Origin of the sequence: Pseudomonas sp. AM4(2022), from assembly GCF_036346515.1 — a bacterium.
GTDB lineage: Bacteria > Pseudomonadota > Gammaproteobacteria > Pseudomonadales > Pseudomonadaceae > Aquipseudomonas > Aquipseudomonas paracarnis.
In genome coordinates this window covers 167822-190343 of sequence record NZ_JAOTNW010000006.1, presented here as the reverse complement: position 1 = coordinate 190343, position 22522 = coordinate 167822, and the positions used below count along the sequence as shown (strand labels likewise).

Below are 22522 nucleotides of genomic sequence, written 5' to 3'. Positions count from 1 at the left end.
CCACCTTTGAATGTATTCACAAATCAAAATGTGGGAGGGGGCTTGCCCCCGATGAGGCCAGTGCAGTCACCGCCTACTCCGGCCAATGCCAGGCCGGCGCATCCAGCATCCCTTGTCCCACAATCCGCGTTTCCCCCATCACCTTCTCCAACACAATCGAGTTACACCCCTCATCCTGCTGCAACGCCGCAATCAAGCGGCTGGCGTGGCTCACCACCCACACCTGGCACTGCTTCGACGCCTGGATAATCAAGCGCGCCAGCGCCGGCAACAGGTCGGGGTGCAGGCTGGTCTCCGGCTCGTTCAGCACCATCATGGTCGGTGGCCGGGGGGTCAGCAGCGCGGCAATCAACAGCAAGTAGCGCAGGGTGCCGTCTGACAGTTCCGCCGCCGACAATGGGCGCAGCAAGCCTTCCTGATAGAACTCGATGGCAAAGCGGCCGCCCTGCAAGGGTTCGATATGCAACCGTGCGCCGGGGAAGGCATCGCTGACCGCGTGCTGCAAGGCCTCGGTATCGCCCACTTCGCGAATCGTCTGTAATGCGGCCGCCAAGTCCCGACCGTCGTGATGCAGCACCGGCGTGCGCGTGCCTAATTGCGGTTGGCGCACCGGCGCATCCACATCGCTGCGAAAATGATCATAAAAGCGCCAGCCACGGATGCTTTCGCGCAGCAGCAATACTTCCGGCGAACCGCGCAGGCTGCCTACCTGATCGAACAGGCTGTGATAGTTGGGCGTGTGCTGGGCCAGTACATCCCAGGCACGCCCATCACGGGCGCGTACCATCGGCCCCGAGCGCTGAACCAGCAGGCTGGCCGGACGGTAGAGGGGACCGGCCCAGATACATTCCTTTTTAATCTCCGGGTCCAGTTTGAACTCGCTGCCGGGAACCGGTATGGGCATGCCCAGGGAGATGGCGTAGCTGAAGTCCTCCCCGGCAAAGCCCAGGCGCAAGCGTTTGACACCCTGGGCGACCACGGCCTCCACCGGTACTTCGCCATTGCGCATGCGCCGGCTGATGTTTTCCGGCCCGGCCCAGAAGGTCGAATCCAGCCCGCCTTCGCGGGCCAGCGCATTGATCACCCCGCCCTGGGCGGTCTCGGCCAGCAGGCGCAGGGCGCGATACAGGTTGGACTTGCCGCTGCCATTGGGCCCGGTCACCAGGTTCAGTCGGTCCAGGGGCACCACCAATTTGTTGATCGAGCGGTAATTGGCCACCGCGAGGGTTTTAAGCATATGTATTTAGTCAGCGTGGGAACCATTGGAGTATGGGATCCTCCATGCAGATAAGGAACCCTGATCTAAGCTCACAGTCGCATACACACTTGAACGTCGGCATCACGCAAAAGGAGCCTGCATGGGCGGTCGCACCTCGACATTTATTTTCAGCCTTGGCCTCCTGGCGCTGCTCAGTGGCTGTGGCCAAGACAAGGCCGAGCCCAAGCAGCATTCACGGGTGTTCGTGCAAACCGTGCAGTCGGCGGATTTTGCCGCGGCGGTGACGCTGACCGGTGATATACAGGCGCGGGTGCAAACCGATCTGTCCTTTCGCGTGGGCGGCAAGATCATCCAGCGCATGGTCGACGTGGGCGACCGAGTAACGGCCAAGCAAGTCCTGGCCAAGCTCGACCCCAAGGACCTGCAAACCAATGTCGATTCCGCCCAGGCTCAGGTTGTGGCCGAACAGGCGCGGGTCAAGCAGACCGCCGCCGCCTTCGTGCGCCAGGAAAAACTCTTGCCCAAAGGCTATACCAGCCGCAGCGAATACGACGCCGCCCAGGCCGCGCTGCGCAGCAGTCAAAGTGCCCTGGCCGCTGCTCAGGCGCAGTTGGCCAATGCCCGTGAACAATTGGGCTACACCGCGTTGATTGCCGATGCACCGGGGATCATCACGGCGCGCCAGGCCGAAGTTGGCCAAGTGGTACAAGCCACCGTCCCGATCTTCAGCCTGGCCCGCGATGGCGAGCGTGACGCCGTGTTCAATGTGTATGAGTCCTTGCTGGTGGAGCCGCCGCCCGATGCGCCGATTACCGTCAGCCTGCTGGACAACCCGAGCATCAAGGCCGTGGGCAAAGTCCGCGAAGTCACGCCCGCCGTGGCCGCGAATACCGGCACCGTGCAAGTGAAGATCGCCCTGCAAAGCCTGCCCAAGGGTATGGACCTGGGTTCGGTGGTGAGTGCCACCGCCAATGGCCCGGCCAAGGCGAGCATCGAGCTGCCTTGGTCGGCCCTGACCAAAGACCTCAACGAGCCGGCCGTGTGGCTGGTGGACGGCGAAGGCAAGGCGCAGTTGCACAAGGTCACCGTGGCGCGCTACCTCACCGGCAAAGTAATCATCGGCGAGGGCCTCAAAGGCGGTGAAAAAGTCGTGATAGCCGGTGGGCAATTGCTGCACCCCGGCATGGTCGTCGAAATTGCCCAACCCGGAGCGCAGCCATGAAGCAACTGACGCTCATTGTCGCCGCCATCCTGTTGCTGATGGCCTGCTCCAAGGAAGAGGCGCCGCCCGAACCCATACGCCCGGTGCTGTCCATGCAAGTGAAGGCCGAAGACCAGGAAAACCTCGGTCGTTTTGCCGGCACCATCCAGGCCCGCTACGAAAGCAACCTGGGTTTCCGTGTGCCTGGCCGCATCGCCCGTCGCGCCGTGGATGTCGGCGCCGAAGTCGAGAAGGGCGCCTTGCTCGCCGTGCTTGACCCCACCGACCAGCAGAACCAATTGCGCGCCGCCCAGGGCGACCTGGCGCGCGTACAGGCGCAGTTCATCAACGCCCAGGCCAACGCTCGGCGGCAACAGGAACTGTTTAACCGTGGCGTCGGCGCCCAGGCCCAGCTGGATGTGGCACAGACCGACTTGAAAACCACCCAGGCGACCCTCGACCAGGCCCGTGCTTCGGTCAACCAGGCCAAGGACCAACTCAACTACGCCGAACTGCGCACCGACCATGCCGGCATCGTCACCGCCTGGAATGCCGAGGCCGGCCAAGTGGTCAGCGCTGGCCAGCAGGTGGTGACCCTGGCCCGTCCGGACATCAAGGAAGCGGTGATCGACCTGCCCGCCGGCCTGGCTGAACGCTTGCCTGCCGATGTGGTGTTCCTGGTCGCCGGGCAACTGGACCCCAGCGTGCACACCACCGCGGTGGTGCGTGAGATCGAGCCTCAGGCCCAAAGCGCCACGCGCACCCGTCGCGCACGCCTGAGCCTGGCCGAAACCCCGCCCGCGTTCCGCCTGGGCACGGCAATCAGCGTGACCTTGAGCACTGCCATCGTCCCGCGCATCGAGCTGCCCCTGAGCGCCTTGCAGGAAGTCGACGGCAAGACCCGTATCTGGCTGCTCGACACCCAGAGCCAGACCGTGCAACCCCGCGAGGTCACGGTTATCAGCCGTGATGCTCACAGCGCCTTGCTCAATGGCAGCGTCAAACCCGGCGAGCGCATTGTCACTGCCGGCGTGAACAGCCTGAAACCCGGGCAAAAAGTCAAAATCGACGAGGACAGCCCGCGATGAAAGGGAGCTTCAACTTATCCGACTGGGCCCTCAAGCATCAGTCCTTCGTCTGGTACCTGATGTTCGTCGCGCTGCTGATGGGCGTGTTCTCGTACATGAACCTGGGCCGTGAAGAGGACCCGTCGTTCACCATCAAAACCATGGTGATCCAGACCCGCTGGCCGGGCGCGACCCAGGAAGAAACCCTCAAGCAGGTCACCGATCGCATCGAGAAAAAACTCGAGGAACTCGACTCCCTCGACTACGTGAAAAGCTACACCCGGCCGGGCGAGTCCACGGTGTTCGTGTTCCTCAAGGACACCACCAGTGCCAAGGCCATCCCGGAAATCTGGTACCAGGTTCGCAAGAAGATCGATGACATTCGCGGGACCTTTCCCCAGGGCTTGCAGGGGCCATCGTTCAACGATGAGTTCGGTGACGTGTTCGGCTCGGTGTACGCCTTTACCGGCGATGGCCTGTCGATGCGCCAGCTGCGTGACTACGTGGAGCAGGTGCGCGCCGAAATCCGTTCGGTGCCGGGGCTGGGCAAGGTCGAGATGATCGGCCAGCAAGACGAAGTGATTTACCTGAATTTCTCCACGCGCAAACTCGCGGCCCTTGGGATTGATCAGCGCCAGGTCGTGCAAAGCCTGCAATCGCAAAACGCCGTGACCCCCGCCGGGGTGATCGAGGCAGGGCCGGAACGCATTTCCGTGCGCACCTCCGGGCAGTTCGCCTCGGAGAAGGACCTGGCCAACGTCAACCTGCGCCTCAATGACCGTTTCTACCGGCTGGCGGATATTGCTGACATCAGCCGTGGCTATGTGGACCCGGCGCGGCCGATGTTCCGCTTCAACGGCAAACCGGCGATTGGCTTGGCCATCGCCATGCAGAAGGGCGGCAATATCCAGTCGTTCGGCAAGGCCCTGCACGGGCGTATGGACGAGCTGACCGCCGACCTGCCGGTGGGCGTCGGCGTGCACAAGGTGTCCGACCAGGCCGAAGTGGTGGAAGAAGCCGTCGGCGGCTTCACCAGCGCATTGTTCGAGGCGGTGATCATCGTGCTGGTGGTGAGCTTTATCAGCCTCGGCATGCGCGCCGGGTTGGTGGTGGCGTGCTCGATTCCGTTGGTGCTGGCGCTGGTATTCGTGTTCATGGAATACAGCGGCATCACCATGCAGCGCGTGTCGTTGGGCGCGTTGATCATCGCCCTCGGCCTGCTGGTGGATGACGCGATGATCACCGTGGAGATGATGATCACGCGCCTGGAAAAAGGCGAGACCAAGGAACAGGCGGCGACTTACGCCTATACCTCCACGGCTTTCCCGATGCTCACTGGCACGCTGGTGACCGTGGCCGGCTTCGTGCCGATTGGCCTCAACGCCAGTTCGGCGGGCGAGTACACCTTTACCTTGTTCGCGGTGATTGCCGTGGCGATGCTGGTGTCGTGGGTGGTGGCGGTGCTGTTTGCGCCAGTGATCGGCGTGCATATCCTCAGCGCCAATGTGAAACCGCACAATGCCGAACCAGGGCGCATTGGCCGGGCCTTCAATGGCGGCATGCTGTGGGCCATGCGCAACCGCTGGTGGGCGATTGGCATCACCGTGGCGCTGTTCGTGGCCTCAGTGTTTTCCATGCAGTTTGTGCAGAACCAGTTCTTCCCGTCGTCGGACCGCCCGGAAATCCTCGTCGACCTGAACCTGCCGCAAAACGCCTCGATCAACGAGACGCGCAAGGCCGTTGACCGCCTCGAAGCGATCATCAAGGACGACCCGGACATCGCCCGTTGGAGCACCTACATCGGCCAGGGCGCGATTCGTTTCTACCTGCCGCTGGACCAGCAGTTGGAAAACCCCTACTACGCGCAGCTGGTGATTGTGAGCAAGGGCCTGGAAGAGCGTGGCGCCCTGATCGCCCGCCTGCAACAACGCTTGCGCGATGATTTTGTGGGTATCGGCAGCTACGTGCAGCCGCTGGAAATGGGCCCGCCGGTAGGGCGGCCGATCCAGTACCGCGTGTCCGGCAAAGACATCGACCAGGTGCGCAAACACGCCATCGAACTGGCGACCTTGCTCGACCAGAACACCCACCTGGGCGAGATCATCTACGACTGGAACGAGCCCGGCAAAGTCCTGCGGGTGGACATCGCCCAGGACAAGGCGCGGCAATTGGGGCTGTCGTCAGAAGACGTGGCGCAGTTGATGAACAGCGTAGTCAGCGGCGCTGCGGTGACCCAGGTGCACGACGATATCTACCTGATCAACGTGGTCGGCCGCGCCGAAGATGCCGAGCGGGGCACCCCGGAGACCTTGCAGAACCTGCAGATCGTCACGCCCAACGGCACCTCGATTCCACTGCTGGCGTTCGCCACCGTGCGTTACGAGCTGGAGCAGCCGCTGGTGTGGCGCCGCGATCGCAAGCCGACCATCACCATCAAGGCCGCCGTGCGCGATGAGATGCAGCCGACTGACCTGGTCAAGCAGTTGGCGCCGACCATCGAGAAATTCAGCGAAGGCTTGCCGGTGGGCTACAAAGTCGCCACCGGCGGTACCGTGGAAGAAAGTGGCAAGGCTCAGGGGCCTATCGCCAAGGTGGTGCCGTTGATGCTGTTCCTGATGGCTACCTTCCTGATGATCCAGTTGCACAGCGTGCAGAAGATGTTCCTGGTGGCCAGCGTCGCGCCACTGGGGCTGATCGGCGTGGTGCTGGCGTTGATCCCCACGGGCACGCCCATGGGCTTTGTGGCGATCCTGGGGATCCTGGCGCTGATCGGTATCATCATCCGCAACTCGGTAATTCTGGTCACACAGATCCACGAGTACGAAGAGGCCGGCTACACGCCGTGGGATGCGGTGGTGGAAGCCACCGAGCACCGGCGCCGGCCGATTCTGCTTACTGCTGCCGCGGCGAGCCTGGGCATGATCCCCATTGCACGGGAAGTGTTCTGGGGGCCGATGGCCTACGCGATGATTGGCGGGATCATCATTGCGACGTTGCTGACGTTGCTGTTTCTGCCGGCGCTGTATGTGGCCTGGTACAAAATCCGCGAGCCGAAACAGGACCATCAGCCACAACGCGATTAAAACTGTGGGAGGGGCTGCCAGTTAAGCGCAGCCCCCTTTTGTAGGAGCGAGCTCGCTCGCGAAAAACGTCAACGATAAAGCGTGTTTCCTGAGTGAACGCGGCGCCTGTGAGTTTTTCGCGAGCAAGCTCGCTCCTACAAAAAAGCCTTAACTGACTGGCATTAGGGTTTGCCCCTCCCACATGTGGATCTTCATTCGGGTTGAGGCTGTGTGAAACTTCTGAAAAATCCCAACGTCGCCCTGGCTGACCATTGCATGTTGTACCCTCTGGTCCTCATTCCAAACCCAGGTCGGTCCTCATGCAGTGCCTGCGTTTCACCTTGCTGTGCGCGTTGCTTCTTGCGCCGCCCACCTTCGCCGCCACCGTACTGGAAAACGCCTTATGGCGCGTCGAACTAGACCCCGCCACCCTGGCGCTGCGCGTGACACCCGCAGGCCAGGCTTCGGTGCAGGCATCCAGCGGTGTTGCCACGCATGCCGTCAGCCAATTGCAAAACACGTCTGACCAAGCCACTTGGCAATGGGACAACGGCGCCTATAGCCTGACCGCCCGCCTGCAACAGCGCGACCTGGCCCTGACCATCAACGCCCGCGAGCCCGGTGAGCTGGCCCTGCTGCGCCAGCCTGCCGAGGCCATGGGGCGAGGGTTGATCTGGCCCTTGGCCGAGGGGCATTACGTGCCTGCCGGCAATGCCCTCTGGAAGGCGTTTCTGCTGGAGCGGGGCGAGTTCAATACCACCCAGGACCTGAGCCTGCCGCTGTGGGGCGTGGATCACGCTGGCTTCACCTTGAACTGGCTGTTGACCAACCCCTACAACAACCGCCTGCAATGGCAAGTCGACGGCAACGGCCTGGCCCTCTCCGCTTCCCATGAATTCACCCCGCTGGCGTCCGACGCTCCGATGACGCTGCGCCTGTCCCTGGGCGATGCCGACCCGTTGGCTGGCGCCAAGCGCTACCGCCAGTGGCTGGTGGAGCAGGGCCGCTATGAGCCGTTGGCGGACAAGCTGCGGCAAACACCTGAAGCCCAGAAGCTGTTGGGCGCCAGCCATGTGTACCTCTGGGACAACGGCCTGCTGGCTTTGGGCGATGTGCGTGATTGGCCAACATTGATCAAACGGCTGCGCAGTCATGAACTCAAGACGCTGATGGACAAAGAGAGCGCACAGCTGCTGGCACAGCCCACCCCATTGAATCGCTATGAACAAAACGTGCTGCTGCGCGGCCTCAACGCGGCGATCAACACCAAGGCCCGGCAGGCCTGGCAAGTCGAAGATCCAGACATGACCCGCCTTGCCGCCCGCTACGGCGAGCTGCGCAGTGAACTGGCCGTGGACTTTGCAGGGGCCCTGAGTGACAGCCCGCAAACCTGGGGCAGTAGCGCCATTCAAACCCTGCGCGACACCGGGCTGCAGCGTCTGTTGCTGACCTTGGGTGAAGGTTGGGAGGGTGGCCTCTGGCATCCCGAAGCGATTCGCGCGGGGGTGGAAGCCGGTTTTCTGATGGCGCCTTACGACTCCTATGAAACGGCCCTGTCCGCCACGGAAAACCCCGATTGGACCACTGCCCACCTGGGCGCCAAGGCCTATCGCGACTGCGCGATCGTGTTGAAAGACGGCAAGCTGAAAACCGGTTTCCAGAAGTCCGGCCACTACACCGACCCGCGGTGTGTGCGGCCGCTGCTGGAGGCGCGGGTGAGGGCAGTACAAGCCAAGGCTGGCTTCAATGCCTGGTTTCTCGATGCCTACGCCACCAGCATGCTGTTCGACAGCTACCGCAGCAACGCCAGCATGACCCAGGCACAAAACGCCGAAGGCAATATCGACGCCTCTCGCTGGATCAACGCCGTGCCTAAGCTGGTCACAGGCTCCGAAGACGGCAACGCGATCACCGCCCAAGGCATCCTGTTTGCCCACGGCATGCAGACCCCGGTGATCGGTTGGGGTGACCGCGAGATGACCCAGGACCCGCAGTCGCCATACTTTGTAGGCAACTGGTACCCAACTGAGCAACCTGCCGTGTTCTTCAAATCAGTGCCGTTGAAGGAGCCGTTTCGCACCGTGTATTTCGAGCCGACGATGCGCCTGCCGTTATACCAGGCAGTGTTCCATGGCTCGGTAATCACCACCCATCATTGGCTGTTCGACAGCCTCAAGCTGAGCAATGTGCAGGTCGAGAACGAGTTGACCCAACTGCTCTATAACGTGCCGCCGCTGTATCACCTCAGTGCGGCGACGCTCAAGGCGCGGCTGCCGATTATTCAGCGCCAGGACCGCTTTTTCCGGCCGTTGCACCAACGCTTGGCGACCCAGGAAATGACTGGTTTTCGTTGGCTGACGGTGGACAAACAGCTGCAGCAAACCACCTTCGCCGATGGGACACGGCTGGTGTCGAATTTCTCGGCGGTGGAAAAACAGGGGTATGCCGGGCGCAGTGTGACGGTGCTGGTGGAGGGGGAGGAGCCGGTGGTGTATCAGGTGAAATAACGCTGCCCGTTACGGCGCCATCGCGGGCAAGCCCGGCTCCCACAGGGGAATGCATTCCAACGGTGGGAGCTGGCTTGCCTGCGATGAGGCAGGTACAGGCGATGCAGCACTAAATCTTACGCCACACACTCGCCAACCAAGGCTGCTGTTCCCGTGGCAATCCGGCCGGACGGTAGTAGTGTTCCAGCTCTTCAAACCCGGCCGCAATCAGCAAGGCCTGCCACGCCTGCAGATCGTGATAAGAGCCATACCTTGGCCCATTCCAGCCCTCCTGGTTGTTACCCCGAGGGTTGGAGCTGAACAGCACGCCCCCAGGCTTCAACGCGCCGTGCAGCTCTTTGAGCACTCGGGGCAACTCCTGCTTGGGAATATGAAACAGCACCGCATTGGCAAACACTCCATCGAAGCGTTCGGCGGGCAGGTCCAGCTTGAGAAAGTCCTGCTGCAACACCTCACAGCCACTGTCTTCGCGGGCCATCTGCGCAAACCGCTCGGAGCCATCCAGGCCCACGGCGATATGCCCCATGCGCGTAAACGTCTGCAAATCCCGTCCTGGCCCACAGCCGAAATCCAGCACGGTGAACGGCGGCGTGCCCTGGATATGCCGCAGCATCGCGTCGATGTTCTGGCTCACATCGTGATCGCGGGTGCCTTCACGGAAGTCTTCGGCCACCTTGTTGTAATGGCCCAGGGTGGTGGAGGTGATCTGGTTGAGGTCGTCGGGAGCAAGTTTCATGGCATGGCGCACGGCTGCGGCTGAGGTAGCGGGACTATACCCCGGCCCACTCTTGAGTTGAAAACCGTGTATCCGCTGTAGGGCACTTCACGGCAGTCGCAGTGCGCGCGTCCGACAGACCTCCACGAGAAATTGTGGGTAAGATTCGGCCCTCATTTGCAGAGGGTTATACATCCATGGAAGAGGAAAAACGTCCCACCGTTGGCAACGACACCTCGCCGAACAAGGTCGACCAATACGCCACGAGATTGAGCAATGGGCTGTTCTGGCTCAATGAACGTGCCTGGCCGCTGACGGTGGGGGTTCTCTCGGTGGCAGGCCTGTACCTGTACCAGTACATCCAAGTGGAAAAGGTGCCGCTGAGTATCCTGTCGGCATCGGCGTTCACCGCATTGCCGGCCATGTTCGCCATGTTGGTATTTGTGATCGGCATGATGGGCGCATCGATCCTGGTGCCCACGTTCATCTTGTTCACGCGCCTGAACGGCACGGGTGTGCGCCTGAGTGATCAACTCAATCTCAGCCCGCAGTCGCCGCAAGAGACGGCCCAGCACAGGAGGTTACTGGGACATTGGGCGGCCAGCCTGTTGGTGATGTTTGTGTTCTGGATGTCCGCCGTATACCTGTCCGTGAACGCCGAAAGTGGGCTTTTGCTGACGCTCAGTTGGATCGTGGCGATCATGGCGGCGGTAGTGGCCTATGTCGGCATCATCCTTCGTGCGCGCCCCGCCCATGTTGCCCTGCGTGAGTTGTCCGGCGAGTTCTGGCTGGCCAGTGCTGGCGCCGGGGTGGTTCAAATGGTGGTCATTCTGATGGTGACGGTGCCGGTCTCCCGCGCCTTTAGTGAGTACTCCGACAGCGCCGTGTTCTTTGCGCCGTTCATGGCCGCCGAAATGGCCGTGCTGTTCCTGATCCAGGGAAGCGCCGCCTGCCTGGTGGTGCGTATGCGCGTCCAGAAAAACCCGGTGGCGTTCGCCTCATTGGTAGCCTTTGCGCTCATCGTTTTACTCGGGCTGATCCCGGCGAGTGGGGCCAAGTTGGGCGGCCTGCCGCTGCAAGGCTCCGCCTCGGGAGGGCGCGTATGTACGTTGATGACCTGGGCGGCAGAGGCCAAGGTTGCCGGCGCGCTGGTAGACGCCGACAACCCCAAGCGCAGCGTAAAACTGCGGGTGATGGCCGACTCGGATGGCAGCTATATCGTGCGGCCCTGGCAGGCCAAGGAAAAAACCATCACCTTCGTGCCCCGTGCCAGCGTTGCCCAACTGGATGAGTGCCCGTGACGTCAGCGCTTGTTCAGTACCCGCGCCAATCGGTCCCCGCTCAGCTGGATTACCGCCACCAGCACCACCAGCAGCACAATCACCGTGAGCATGATCTGCGTATCGAAGCGCTGGTAGCCATAGCGGTAGGCAATATCGCCCAGGCCACCGGCGCCGATCGCCCCGGCCATGGCCGATGAATTGATCATGGTCACCAGGGTGATGGTGAAGCCGCCGACGATGCCGGGCAACGCCTCTGGCAACAGCACATGCCAGATGATGTGCCAGCGGCGGCAACCCATGGCCTGCGCGGCTTCGATCAGGCCATGGTCGACCTCGCGCAGGCTCACTTCAGCGATGCGTGCAAAGAACGGCGTGGCGGCGATGGTCAGCGGTACCACTGCCGCCCAGACGCCATAGGTGGTGCCGACGATCAGGCGCGTGAACGGGATCAGCGCCACCATCAGGATCAGGAACGGTATGGAGCGGAACAGATTCACGAACGCTCCCAGCACGCGGTTAAGGGCCGGTGCCTGGTAGATGCCGCCCTTGTCACTGGTGACCAGGAAGACCGCCAGCGGAATGCCCACCAGCAGCGCGATCAGCGATGACACCCCCACCATCAACAAAGTGTCAATGGCGCCCTGCACTAAACGATCAAACCACATAGCCCAGCACCTCCACCTGTTGTGCCCAGTTGGCCGCGCGTTTGCGCAATTCTTCGGCGTTGTGCAGCGATCCATTCACCGCCAGCAGCAATTGCCCCAAGGCATGCCCCTGGATGCGTTCCACGCCCCCTTGCAGTAAACGCACACGGCCGCCGAGGGCACTGAACAGCGCCGCGAGATCTGGCTCCAGGGTGTCGCTGCCGGTGAACTGCAGGCGCAGCACCAGTGCGGCGTCGGCCGAGGCTGGCGTGGGTTGCAGGCGGCTTTGCAACTCTGGCGGCAAGCCGTGTTGCAGCGGTGCGAGCAGGGTCTTGCTGACCTCATGTTGTGGGTTGCCAAACACCTGCCACACCGGGCCTTGCTCGACGATACGCCCGTGTTCCAGCACCACCACGCGGTCGCAGATGTCGCGAATCACCGCCATCTCATGGGTGATCAGCACGATGGTCAGGCCCAGGCGCTGGTTGATCTCGCGCAGCAGGCCGAGGATCGACTGGGTGGTTTCCGGGTCGAGGGCCGAAGTGGCTTCGTCGCACAGCAGAATCTCGGGGTCGTGCACCAGCGCGCGGGCGATGCCGACGCGCTGTTTCTGCCCGCCAGACAGCTGCGCCGGGTACGCCTTGTGTTTGTCTTGCAGGCCTACCAGCTCCAGCAGTTCATGCACCTTTCGCGCGCGTTGTGCCTGGGGCACACCGGCGACCTTGAGCGGCAACTCGACGTTCTGCCACACGGTCTTGGCCGACATCAGGTTGAAGTGCTGGAAGATCATGCCGATGCGTCGCCGCAACGCCACCAAGTGGTCTTCATCGAAGCTGCCGATGTCCACCTGGTCGATCAGCACCCGTCCGTTGCTGGGTTGTTCCAGGCGATTGATGGTGCGGATCAGCGATGACTTGCCGGCGCCGCTGCGGCCGATGATGCCGAACACTTCGCCACGCTGGATCGCCAGGTCAATGCCTTGCAGTGCATGCACCGTGCCGTCATAGGTTTTGCCCAGATTGATGAAGCGCACATGGGCGCGGTTCAAGTCCGGGTGCAGTTCAGTCTGTTCGGCGTGGCTGGGCGCAGGGTCCAGGTCGCGCAATCGGGCGTTGGCGGCACTCATGGTTTAGCTTCCCAGCCGACCTGGTAGAGCTTGCCGAGGGACTTGTCCAAAGCCGCACGCACCACCGGCGAGTGCTGGTAGATATCGACGAACTTGATCACCCGTGGGTCAGTTTTGCTCTTGGGCTGGATCACGAACTGAATCACGTATTCCGGGTGGTCGAGGCCGTCGAACAACAGCGCCGACTCGGCATCGAAGGTCTTGGACAGGCGGATATACGCCGGGTAGCCCTGCACCAGATCGGCGTCGTCATAGGCGCGTACCAGTTGCACCGCTTCCACTTGCAGGATCTTGATGTTTTTCGGGTTGGCGATGATGTCTTCTTCGGTGGCCTTGTAGCCCACGCCCGACTTGAGGGTGATCAGCCCGGCCTTGGCCAGCAGTTGCAGGCCGCGACCGCTGTTGATCGGATCGTTGGCAATCGCCACGCTGGCGCCTGCGGGCAGCTCGTTAAAGCTTTTGTATTTTTTCGAATACAGCCCGACGTTATTGATGATGCCCGGCGCGTACGGCACCAGGTCAAACCCGGCGGCGGCCTTGGCGTTTTCCAGGAAGGGGATGTGCTGGAAGTAGTTCACGTCGATATCGCCGGCGGCGAGGCTGACGTTGGGCGCGATCCAGTCGGTGAACTCCACCAGTTCGACCTTCAGGCCCTGCTTGCCGGCCTCTTCTACGGCGGCTTCCAGCGGAATGGCGAAGGCAGCGGTGGTGCCGATTTTCAACGGGGCGTCGGCGGCGAATACCGCCGAGCTGAATAAGCCGAAGGCCAGGGCCAGTGCTTTGACTGGGTGGTTTAAGAACGTCTTTTTCATAGTGGTTTTCCAGTCATAAGGTCTTAGGTAGCGAGATCGTTCCCACGCTCCGCGTGGTAATGCAGCCAGGGACGCTCCGCGTCCCATAAGCGAACGCAGAGCGTCCAAGAGGCATTCCCACGCGGAGCGTGGGAACGATCAAAACAGGGCGTGGTGGCGGTAGGTAGAGCCGGTGTGTTGTTTGGGTAAGCGGGCCGTGTCGTGGAAGACTTTTTCCCGCAGCGTTCCCGGCGCATATTCCGTCTTGTACGAGCCCCGTCGTTGTAACTCCGGTATCACCAGCTCAATGAAATCCACATAGCTCTCCGGCGTCACAATGCGCGTCAGGTTGAAACCATCCAGCCCGGTTTCGCTGATCCAGGATTCCAGCTCATCGGCCACCTGTTCAGGCGAGCCCACCAGGGTGATATAGCGCCCGCCCAGGGCATGCTGGTCGAGCAACTTGCGCCGGGTCCAGTCGTTGTTCTGCAGGTTCTGGGTGGCCGACTGGATCGCGTTGCTCTTGACGTACTGGATCGGCTCGTCCAATGAGTACTGGGCAAAATCAATTCCGGTCGAGGCCGAGAAGTGCGCCACGCCGGCTTCCGCGCTGGCGTAGCTGAGGTACTCGGCGTGCTTCTTCCAGGCCAGCGCCTCAGTGGCGCCCACTATGACGTTAAGACCCATGAACACCTTGATGTCGTCCGGGTTGCGCCCAGCCTCCACTGCGCTGGCGCGCACCTTGTCCACCTGGCGCTTGGTCGCAGCTTTGTTTTGCCCGCTGATAAACACGCACTCGGCATGTTGCCCTGCGAACAGCAAGCCACGCTCGGAACTGCCGGCCTGGAACAGCACCGGCGTGCGCTGGGGCGAGGGCTCGCACAGGTGATAACCCTCCACCTGATAGAACTCGCCGTGGTGCTCTACCTTGTGCACCTTGCCCGGTTGCGCGTACACCCGCGCTTGGCGATCGTTGCGCACCGCGTCGTCTTCCCAACTGCCTTCCCAGAGCTTGTACAACACCTGAAGGTATTCATCGGCCTGGTCGTAGCGCCGGTCATGCTCGACCTGTTCGGTGAGGCCCATGGCCTTGGCGGCGCTGTCGAGGTAGCCGGTGACAATGTTCCAACCCACCCGGCCACGGCTCAGGTGATCCAGCGTCGACATGCGCCGGGCGAACAGGTACGGCGGTTCGTAGGTGAGGTTGGCGGTGAGGCCGAAGCCAAGGTGTTTTGTAACGGCTGCCATGGCCGACACCAGCAGCAGCGGGTCGTTGACCGGTAACTGGATCGACTCCTTGAGCGGCACGTCGACGGAGCCCTGGTATACGTCATACACGCCGACGATATCGGCGATAAACAAACCGTCGAACAACCCGCGCTCCAGGATCTGCGCCAGTTCAGTCCAGTATTCGACGCTGTTGTATTGGGTGGACGTGTCCCGTGGGTGAGTCCACATACCGTGGTTGATATGCCCGATGCAGTTCATGTTGAAGGCATTGAGCAGGATCTTTTTTTTGCTCATCAGATGGTCCCCCGCAGCGGCGGATTTTCATCGTTGAGGTAGTAGTTGCCGACCGCATGGTATTTCCAGCGCACCGGGTCGTGCAGGGTGTGCACCCGGGCGTTGCGCCAGTGGCGGTCCAGGCCATGCTCGGCCAAGGTCGCCTGGCTGCCGGCCAGTTCGAACAGGGTGCTGCCGGCCGCCAGGGAGATCTCGGTGCTCAAGGCGCGTACTTCGGCGACGGCGATGGAGGCTGCGGCGACTGTCTGGGCATTGCTGTCGGCCTGGGCGCGGTCGAGGAATTCACCCGAGCGCTCCAGCAACGCCTCGGCGGCGTGCAAGCGAATGCTCAGGTGGCCGAAGCTCTTGAGTGTCAGCGGGTCTTCGGTGGCCTTGTCGTTGCCGGCGTCGATCCACGGGCGGGTCTTGGTGCGCACAAAATGCAAGGCGTCCTCAAAGGCTGCGCGGGCGATGCCGGTGTCGATGGCTGCGTGGAGGATCTGCGCCAGCGGGCCGACGGTGGTGGGGCGTTCGAAGGCGCTCTGGAACGGCACCACGTCTTGCGCCGCGACCCACACGTTGTCGAACACTACCGAGCCGCTGCCGGTGGTGCGCTGGCCGAAGCCGCTCCAGTCGTCGATCACCGTCAGGCCCGCGCTGTCACGCGGTACGAAGGCCAGTTGCTGCACGCCATTTGCATCCACCACCGAGGTGGGGATGCGCTGGGCATAGATCGCGCCGGTGGCGTAGAACTTGCGCCCGTTAATGCGAAAACCGTCGCCGTCGCGGGTGAGGCTGGTGATACGGTCGTGTGCGGTCTTGGTGCCCAGCTCGGCCAAGGCGTTGCCGAAGCGTTGGCCGGCCAGTACTTCGGCGTACAGGCGTTGCTGCTGTTCGGGGCTGGCGTTCACCCGCAGTACTTCGAGGGCATAGAAATGGTTTTGCGGAATCTGGCCCAACGAGCCATCGGCTTGGGCGATCAGTGCGATGACCTTGGCCAGGGTGACGTTGGACACGCCCGCGCCGCCGTAGGCCTTGGGCACGCTGATACCCCACAGCCCAGAGCGGGAAAACACGTCCAGCTCGGGCAGCGGCAGGCGGCGTTCGCGGTCGCGTTGGGCGCTGTCGCGGCGCAAGTCTTCAGCAAGGTCGCTGGCGACAATAAGCGCTTGTTCGTCGCTGGTGATGACCGCGACGGGGTGAGAAAGGGTCATGAGTTTCTCCAGAAGCTCGTGGAAAAAGTGTTCTGGTTGGTTAAATCCAGGAATGACGAGCCGGTAAGGTGCCGTTGAGTCGATAGGCGCCGATGGCGTGATATTTCCAGCGCACCGGGTCGTGCAGGGTGTGCACCCGGGCGTTGCGCCAGTGACGGTCAAGGTTGAATTCGGCCAGGGTGGCGCGGCTGCCCGCCAGTTCGAAGAGCTTCTCGGTGACCTGCAATGCCACTTCGGTGGTCAGCACCTTGGCCTCGGCCACGGCAATCGAGGCGTGGGCGGCGGACTGTGCGGTGATCGGTGCGGCGCTGATTTTATCCAGCACCTGGCCGGCCTTGCGCAGCAGGGCTTCGGCGGCGTGCAGTTCGATCTTCAGCTTGCCGATATCGGCGATCACATACAGGTCGTCGCTGGCTCGCTCGACCTTGGCGTCGATCCACGGGCGTGAACGCTCCCGCACGAAGGCAATGGCGTCGTCGAGGGCGCCACGGGCGATGCCGGCGTCGATGGCGGCCTGGATCAGTTGTGACACGGCACCCTGGATATTCGGGCTTTCGCCCAGGCGCCAGTTGTCGATGACCAGGTCCGGGTCCACCGCTACGCGATCAAGCAGCACGGTGCCGCTGGCGGTGGTGCGTTGGCCAAAGCCGGACCAGTCATCAACGATGCGCAGCCCTTCGCTGCCGCGACGCACAAAGGCCATGACCTGCTTGCCGTCATCGTTCAGGGCCTTGATTGCCACCCAGTGGGCGAACAGGGCGCCTGTGGAGTAGAACTTCTGCCCGCTGAGCACGTAACCGTCACCTTCGGCCGTGAGGCGCGCCTTGAGCTCCAGGGTATTTTTGGTGCCGCGTTCCGGGCCGCCGTTGCCGATGCGCCAGCCATCGAGCACGCTCTGGAACAGCTGCTTTTTCTGACGCTCGGTGGCGGTGCCCTGCAATACGTGCAAGATGCCGAAATGGTTTTGCGGGATCTGCCCGAGTGCCGGGTCGGCCGCGCTGATAATCGCGAAGACTTCGGCCAGGGTCACAAACGACACCTGGGGGCCGCCGTATTCACGGGGAATGGAAATACTGCCCAAGCCGCTGCGGGTGAACTGTTCGAGCTGCGCCCAGGGCAGTTTGCGTTGCTGGTCGCGCTGGGCAGCCTGCGCGCGCGCAGCCTGGGCCAGCTCGTGGGCGGCGCTCAGCGCCTGGGCGTCGTTGCGCAGCACTGTGGCGGGCAACAGCAGGGGAGCTACGTCCAGATCACTCTGGGGGGATGTTAGAGCCAAGTTAGACATCAGCGCCGCTCCTTGGCTGCACGCAATGCCCTGGCGTTGCGCACCGGGGTAATTCTGACCATACCGACCTCGCATTCAATGAAATAAACAGAAAAATCAGGAATGTCCGGTGGTCCGGTGCATATACCCTAAGCGTGTTAATTATTTAAATAAACTAACTTTTAGGAATATGCATAGAAGGCTGTCACCCCGGTTCACAGGGTGAACCAAAGCGACGCGGTTGATAGCCCGGCGCGGGCGAGGCTGGGCGGGGCGGTGTGCAGGCGGCGATGCGCAGCGTGCGGGCGGGCGCCCAGCGGGAGTTGTTACCCACACGATCGAGAATGCAGTAGGTGACCTCCAATCGGCAGTCGTCGCCGGCTTCGACAATCACGTGGGGCGGCACCCATACCTGCACCGTCAGGCCGACGCTTTGGGCCCGGATGCGGGGCAGGTCCAGGCGTACATCGCCCCAGCGCAAGGTAATGGCATCGCCCGTGCTCATGTTCAGGTAGGGCTCGATGGTCAGCGGAATGCCGCGCCTTACCTGGCTGCTGTTGACGCCATGGCGGCGGATCGTCTCGGGCAGGTTCACGGGCGCCAGGTTCTGGTTTTCATCGCCGCCTTCAGGGTTCAGGCGCGGCGAAGGCTGACCGCCGGGGTAGCTGGTCTTGACCCGCACCAAAGTCTCCGCCGAGCGCATCGGGCCATGGCCGATTTGCAAGACTTGGTAATGGACGCGTGCCGGTCCGTCCTGCACAAAGCTCTGCGGTACGCACAGGTGGGTGCATGTGCCGATCTTGCACGCCGTCACCTTGCGCGAGGCGGCGAAACAGTTATTCCAGAACAGTTCGATCAGGTCGCCTTCTTCCATGCTCGGGTAAGGCGAAATGTCGACCTGCAAGTGGGCGGAGGCCAGGGCGCTGATGCCGTTTCCAATAGCCTGGGGCAGCTTTGGGGCACGGAGCGTGGCCGGGGTTTGAGTGTGTGTCATAAGTAATCTCCTTGTTGCAGCCAGCAGTAATCGTTCCGAACCTTCGGCGCATAGGCACAGGGCGATTCGAAAGGAACGATTCAGTCAGTAGCCGGGATGGGATCCAATCCTCAAGGCGCTAGATAAGAGGGTTGGCCGGGGAGCGTCAATGGAGGCAAAAGGCTAAACGGCGGGTTTGAGGATATTCAGAAGGGTCTGACGGGGAGGGGGATTTTAAGGGGGGGTACGGCGGGGGATTTTATGCGCTGAAATGGTAACCCGTTGTAGGAGCGAGCTTGCTCGCGAAGAACGTTAACCATAACGCGGTGAATCAGATCGACCGAGTTGCCTGGGCGTTTTTCGCGAGTAAGCTCGCTCCTACAGAGGGTGGGTCAGTGGGCGAGGAATTTGCTCAGGAACTGCTTGGTACGTTCTTCCCTTGGGTTGGCAAACAGCGCCTTGGCTTCGCCCTGTTCGACGATCACGCCCTTGTCGAAAAAGATCACCCGGTTGGCCACATCACGGGCAAAGCTCATCTCGTGGGTGACGATAACCATGGTGCGGTTTTCTTCGGCCAGGCTGCGAATGGTCGCCAGGACTTCGCCCACCAGTTCCGGGTCGAGGGCCGAGGTGGGTTCGTCGAACAGGATCACCTCCGGCTCCATGGCCAATGCGCGGGCAATCGCCACACGCTGTTGCTGGCCGCCGGACAGCCGCCTTGGGTAAGACGCTTCCTTGCCCGCCAGGCCGACCCTGGCCAACAGCTTGCGCCCCAGTTCGGCCGCCGCTTCCCGTGGCATCTTCTTGACCACGATGGGGCCTTCGATGACGTTTTCCAGCGCGGTGCGGTGGGGGAACAGGTTGAAGTTCTGGAACACAAAGCCCACATGCTGGCGCAGGCGTCGCACCAGGCCCTGTTGCTGATTGAGCGGCCTGCTGCTGTCGATCTCGATGTCGCCCACTTTGATACGGCCGCTGGTGGGCTCTTCGAGGAAGTTCAGGCAGCGCAGGAAGGTGGTCTTGCCCGAACCGCTGGGGCCGATGATGGCGACCACTTCGCCTTCCTTGACCTCCAGGTCGATGCCGTTGAGCACCACCTGACCATTGAATTGTTTGGTCAGTTTTTCAACCACGATCATGCTCAAGACTCCAGGTCATGCCGGTTGACCCGGTCTTCCAGACGATTTTGCAGATGCGCCAGGATACTCGCCAGGATCCAGTAGATCAGGGCCGCGGACAGATACATGGTGAAAATTTCGAAGGTACGTGCCGACACCAGTTGGGCCTGGCGGAACAGCTCGGGCACCTGGATGGTGGCGGCCAGCGCCGTGTCCTTGACCAGTGAAATAAAGCTGTTGCCCAAGGGCGGCAATGCCGTGCGCATCGCCTGGGGCAGGATGGCCCGGCGCAACGTCTGCGCACGGGTCATACCGATACTGGCAGCGGCTTCCCACTGGCCACGCTCAATGGAGGCGATGGCGGCCCGCAGGATTTCACACGCATAAGCGGCCATGTTCAGCGAAAAGCCGATCATGGCGGCCGGGATCGGGTCCAGCTCGATGCCCACTTGCGGCAAACCGTAGTAGATCAAGAACAGCTGCACCAGCAACGGCGTGCCGCGAAAAAACGATACGTAGACCCGGGCGGTCCAGCTCAAGAGCTTGAAGCGCGAGAGGCGCATCAAGGCCAGGCCGAAGCCCAGCAACAGGCCGAAAAACATCCCGCCCAGGCTGAGGATTACCGTGTAGTACGCGCCCTTGAGCAGAAAGGGCGCGGAGTCCAGCGCGAGTTGGAAACCTGCTTCCATTATTGCGTGACGTCAGCGTTGAAGTACTTCTCGGACAGCTTCTTCAAGGTGCCGTCGGCGCGCAGTTTGTCCAGAGCCTTGTTCACCGCGTCGAGCAATTCAGGCTCGCCTTTGCGCAGGGCGATACCGGATTCCTGACGGGAGAAGGCGTCGCCGGCAGCGGCGGTGTCGGGGGCTTTCTTGGCGTATTCCAGGGCGGCGAGGCGGTCGATCAGGATGGCGTCGATACGGCCGATGCGCAGGTCCTGGAACTTGGTCGGGTCGTCGTTGTAGGTTTTGATAATAGCTTTAGGCTGGTTGTCCTTGAGCCATTGTTCGTAGTTGGTGCCCAGGCCCACACCCACTTTCTTGCCGGCCAGGTCGTCGGCTTTCTTGATCGAGTCGACGTTCTTTTTCAGCACCAGCGCCTGGATGCCGGACACGGTGTAAGGCTTGGAGAAATCGTACTTTTTCTTGCGCTCTTCGGAGATGGTCACTTGGTTGACCACGGCGTCCAGGCGCTTGGATTCAAGCGCGGCGAGGATGCCGTCCCAAGGGGTGGCTTGCAGCTTGACCTTGACGCCCAGCTCCTTGGCCAAAGCCTCGGACAGTTCCACTTCGAAACCGCTGAGCTTGCCGCTTTCATCGACGAAGCTGAACGGTGGGTAGGTGCCTTCCAGGCCGATCTTGATCTCGCCGGCCTTCTTGATGGTGTTCAACTGCTCGCCGGCAACGGCCTGGCCCAGCCAGCCAGCGCCGAGCGCCAGGCCCAAAGTGCCAACCAACAGCGTGCGACGAAATGCAGAAATAGTCATGGAGAGCCCCTGTGTTTTTATGGTGAGCGAAGCAGGTAACACGGTAGTCGTATCCTGCCCTAAAGCGCGAAGCGCGTCTTCGCCTTCGGCGCGATGATAAGGTGGGTTTTTAAGTCTTGAAAATAATAAAAATACAATTTCATATTCTTTTTAGAGATATATGCGCCTTGTGTGGGAACTGGCTTGACTGCGATTGCGGTGTGTCAGTGCCAAGTTTTTGGCCGACCCAACGCAATCGCAGGCAAGCCAGCTCCCACATCGACCGTATTCAGTCAGTTGAATACTGAGTCATAGGCAAACAACGCTGGCGCTCCACCGGTATGCAGGAAAATGATCGGCCCCTCTTCAAAGCGCTGGCGCCCGATGCCGTCGAGCAAACCGGCCATGGCCTTGCCGGTATACACCGGGTCCAGCAACAGACCTTCCTGGCTGGCCAAAAGTTTGATCGCCGAGAGGGTGCCAGCGTTTGGCTCGCCATAACGCGGTCCGAAATACTCGTCCCACAGGGTGACCTTGAAGACTTGCGGAATAGCCACGCCGAGCAACTCGGCAGTGCGTTCGGCCAGGCCCTGCACCTTGGGCAATTGCGCTTGCTCGGTACGCGACACCGTGATGCCGATCACCGGTAACTGCGGCAGTGCCTCGCTCAAGGCCAGAGCCAGGCCGCTGTGGGTACCGGCACTGCCGGAGGCGAGCACCACGGCGGCGAATTCAATGCCGCTGTCTTCAATTTGCGCGGCCAACTCCAGCCCGGCGCGCACGTAGCCCAGGGCGCCGAGTGCATTGGAACCGCCGATAGGCACCAGGTACGGCTTCTTGCCGTTACTGCGCAGGCGGTCGGCGAGGGCGTTGAGTTGGTCGTCGGCGTTGTCGAGGTTTTCCACCAACTCCACTTTGGCGTCGAACAACTCCAGCAGCAGGCGATTGCCGTTGCCCAGGTAGTTGGGGTCTTCGGTGCAGGTGGGATTTTCCAGCAGGGCAACACAGCCCAGGCCGAGCTTGGCGGCGAGCGCGGCGGTCTGGCGCACATGGTTGGACTGGATCGCGCCGGCGGTGACCAGCGTGTCGGCGCCCTGGGCGATGGCATCGGCGGCCAGGTATTCAAGCTTGCGCAGCTTATTGCCACCCATGGCCAGCGGCGTGGTGTCATCGCGTTTGACGTAGATGTCTCTGCCCAGCCAAGCCGACAGCCGCTCAAGTTTTTCCAGGGCAGTGGCACTGCCCAGGAGTTCCAGACGGTTAAAACGGTCGAGCTGTTGTTTGATCATGGTTACGCACGGTGGCTGAGTGATGGGGGGACTATAGGCAGGCACTTTTCATCGGGCAACCGTCAATCGCTTATGACGAAAGGTTCT

Annotated in this window: 18 protein-coding genes; 5 read left to right on the top strand and 13 right to left on the bottom strand. The window is 61.8% G+C overall.

The features are described 5' to 3' along the window. Positions 1 to 73 precede the first annotated feature (73 nt). Positions 74 to 1237: an AAA family ATPase gene (locus ODQ19_RS10635; RefSeq protein ID WP_330209995.1), complete on the bottom strand. Its 1164-nt coding sequence runs from the start codon at positions 1235 to 1237 to the stop codon at positions 74 to 76. Between the two features lie 121 nt (positions 1238 to 1358). Here ODQ19_RS10635 and ODQ19_RS10630 point away from each other — a divergent pair, with 121 nt between their 5' ends. The 4 genes from ODQ19_RS10630 to ODQ19_RS10615 all read left to right on the top strand — a co-directional run bounded on the left by ODQ19_RS10630 (position 1359) and on the right by ODQ19_RS10615 (position 9056). Beyond that, on the top strand, positions 1359 to 2441 hold the full coding sequence (locus tag ODQ19_RS10630) for an efflux RND transporter periplasmic adaptor subunit (protein ID WP_330209994.1): 1083 nt from the start codon (positions 1359 to 1361) through the stop codon (positions 2439 to 2441). Beyond that, complete coding sequence (locus ODQ19_RS10625; RefSeq protein ID WP_330209993.1) at positions 2438 to 3508, top strand: efflux RND transporter periplasmic adaptor subunit; 1071 nt, start codon at positions 2438 to 2440, stop codon at positions 3506 to 3508. Before ODQ19_RS10630 ends, ODQ19_RS10625 begins: the two co-directional genes overlap by 4 nt. Continuing rightward, entirely contained in the window at positions 3505 to 6570 is a 3066-nt protein-coding gene (locus ODQ19_RS10620) for an efflux RND transporter permease subunit (RefSeq protein WP_034134620.1), read from the top strand. The genes ODQ19_RS10625 and ODQ19_RS10620 overlap by 4 nt, the downstream gene beginning before the upstream one ends. A 299-nt stretch (positions 6571 to 6869) precedes the next feature. Next, positions 6870 to 9056: a glycoside hydrolase gene (locus tag ODQ19_RS10615; RefSeq protein WP_330209992.1), complete on the top strand. Its 2187-nt coding sequence runs from the start codon at positions 6870 to 6872 to the stop codon at positions 9054 to 9056. Positions 9057 to 9165: 109 nt separating this feature from the next. Here the strand turns inward: ODQ19_RS10615 and ODQ19_RS10610 are convergent, their stop codons facing one another. Then, complete coding sequence (locus ODQ19_RS10610; RefSeq protein WP_330209991.1) at positions 9166 to 9792, bottom strand: class I SAM-dependent methyltransferase; 627 nt, start codon at positions 9790 to 9792, stop codon at positions 9166 to 9168. A gap of 176 nt (positions 9793 to 9968) precedes the next feature. On the opposite strand from ODQ19_RS10610, the gene ODQ19_RS10605 reads away from it, so the two are divergent. Then, entirely contained in the window at positions 9969 to 11072 is a 1104-nt protein-coding gene (locus ODQ19_RS10605; protein ID WP_330209990.1) for a hypothetical protein, read from the top strand. A gap of 2 nt (positions 11073 to 11074) precedes the next feature. On the opposite strand, the gene ODQ19_RS10600 is transcribed toward ODQ19_RS10605, so the two are convergent. The 11 genes from ODQ19_RS10600 to ODQ19_RS10550 form a co-directional block, all read right to left on the bottom strand. Next, positions 11075 to 11719, bottom strand: coding sequence for a methionine ABC transporter permease (locus ODQ19_RS10600; RefSeq protein ID WP_003187635.1), 645 nt, complete (start codon positions 11717 to 11719; stop codon positions 11075 to 11077). Then, positions 11709 to 12824, bottom strand: a complete 1116-nt coding sequence (locus ODQ19_RS10595) for a methionine ABC transporter ATP-binding protein (protein ID WP_116666321.1) — start codon at positions 12822 to 12824, stop codon at positions 11709 to 11711. Before ODQ19_RS10595 ends, ODQ19_RS10600 begins: the two co-directional genes overlap by 11 nt. Further along, positions 12821 to 13636 carry a MetQ/NlpA family ABC transporter substrate-binding protein gene (locus ODQ19_RS10590; protein WP_330209989.1) on the bottom strand — a complete coding sequence of 272 codons (816 nt, stop codon included), beginning with the start codon at positions 13634 to 13636 and terminating at the stop codon, positions 12821 to 12823. The genes ODQ19_RS10595 and ODQ19_RS10590 overlap by 4 nt, the downstream gene beginning before the upstream one ends. 138 nt (positions 13637 to 13774) lie before the next feature. Further along, positions 13775 to 15139: an LLM class flavin-dependent oxidoreductase gene (locus ODQ19_RS10585; protein WP_330209988.1), complete on the bottom strand. Its 1365-nt coding sequence runs from the start codon at positions 15137 to 15139 to the stop codon at positions 13775 to 13777. Beyond that, a complete protein-coding gene (locus ODQ19_RS10580; protein ID WP_116666318.1) occupies positions 15139 to 16332 on the bottom strand; it encodes an SfnB family sulfur acquisition oxidoreductase in 1194 nt (397 codons plus the stop codon). The genes ODQ19_RS10585 and ODQ19_RS10580 overlap by 1 nt, the downstream gene beginning before the upstream one ends. A gap of 40 nt (positions 16333 to 16372) precedes the next feature. Next, on the bottom strand, positions 16373 to 17614 hold the full coding sequence (locus ODQ19_RS10575; protein ID WP_330209987.1) for an SfnB family sulfur acquisition oxidoreductase: 1242 nt from the start codon (positions 17612 to 17614) through the stop codon (positions 16373 to 16375). A 184-nt stretch (positions 17615 to 17798) separates the two neighbouring features. Next, positions 17799 to 18587, bottom strand: coding sequence for a hypothetical protein (locus tag ODQ19_RS10570; RefSeq protein ID WP_330209986.1), 789 nt, complete (start codon positions 18585 to 18587; stop codon positions 17799 to 17801). A gap of 371 nt (positions 18588 to 18958) precedes the next feature. Further along, positions 18959 to 19705 carry an L-cystine ABC transporter ATP-binding protein TcyN gene (gene tcyN / locus ODQ19_RS10565; RefSeq protein ID WP_014716461.1) on the bottom strand — a complete coding sequence of 249 codons (747 nt, stop codon included), beginning with the start codon at positions 19703 to 19705 and terminating at the stop codon, positions 18959 to 18961. Between the two features lie 2 nt (positions 19706 to 19707). Further along, positions 19708 to 20373, bottom strand: a complete 666-nt coding sequence (gene tcyL, locus ODQ19_RS10560) for a cystine ABC transporter permease (RefSeq protein WP_003187646.1) — start codon at positions 20371 to 20373, stop codon at positions 19708 to 19710. Next, positions 20373 to 21167, bottom strand: a complete 795-nt coding sequence (gene tcyJ / locus ODQ19_RS10555) for a cystine ABC transporter substrate-binding protein (protein WP_116668573.1) — start codon at positions 21165 to 21167, stop codon at positions 20373 to 20375. The genes tcyL and tcyJ overlap by 1 nt, the downstream gene beginning before the upstream one ends. A gap of 272 nt (positions 21168 to 21439) precedes the next feature. Then, positions 21440 to 22435, bottom strand: coding sequence for a D-cysteine desulfhydrase (locus tag ODQ19_RS10550; RefSeq protein WP_330209985.1), 996 nt, complete (start codon positions 22433 to 22435; stop codon positions 21440 to 21442). Positions 22436 to 22522: the final 87 nt, after the last annotated feature.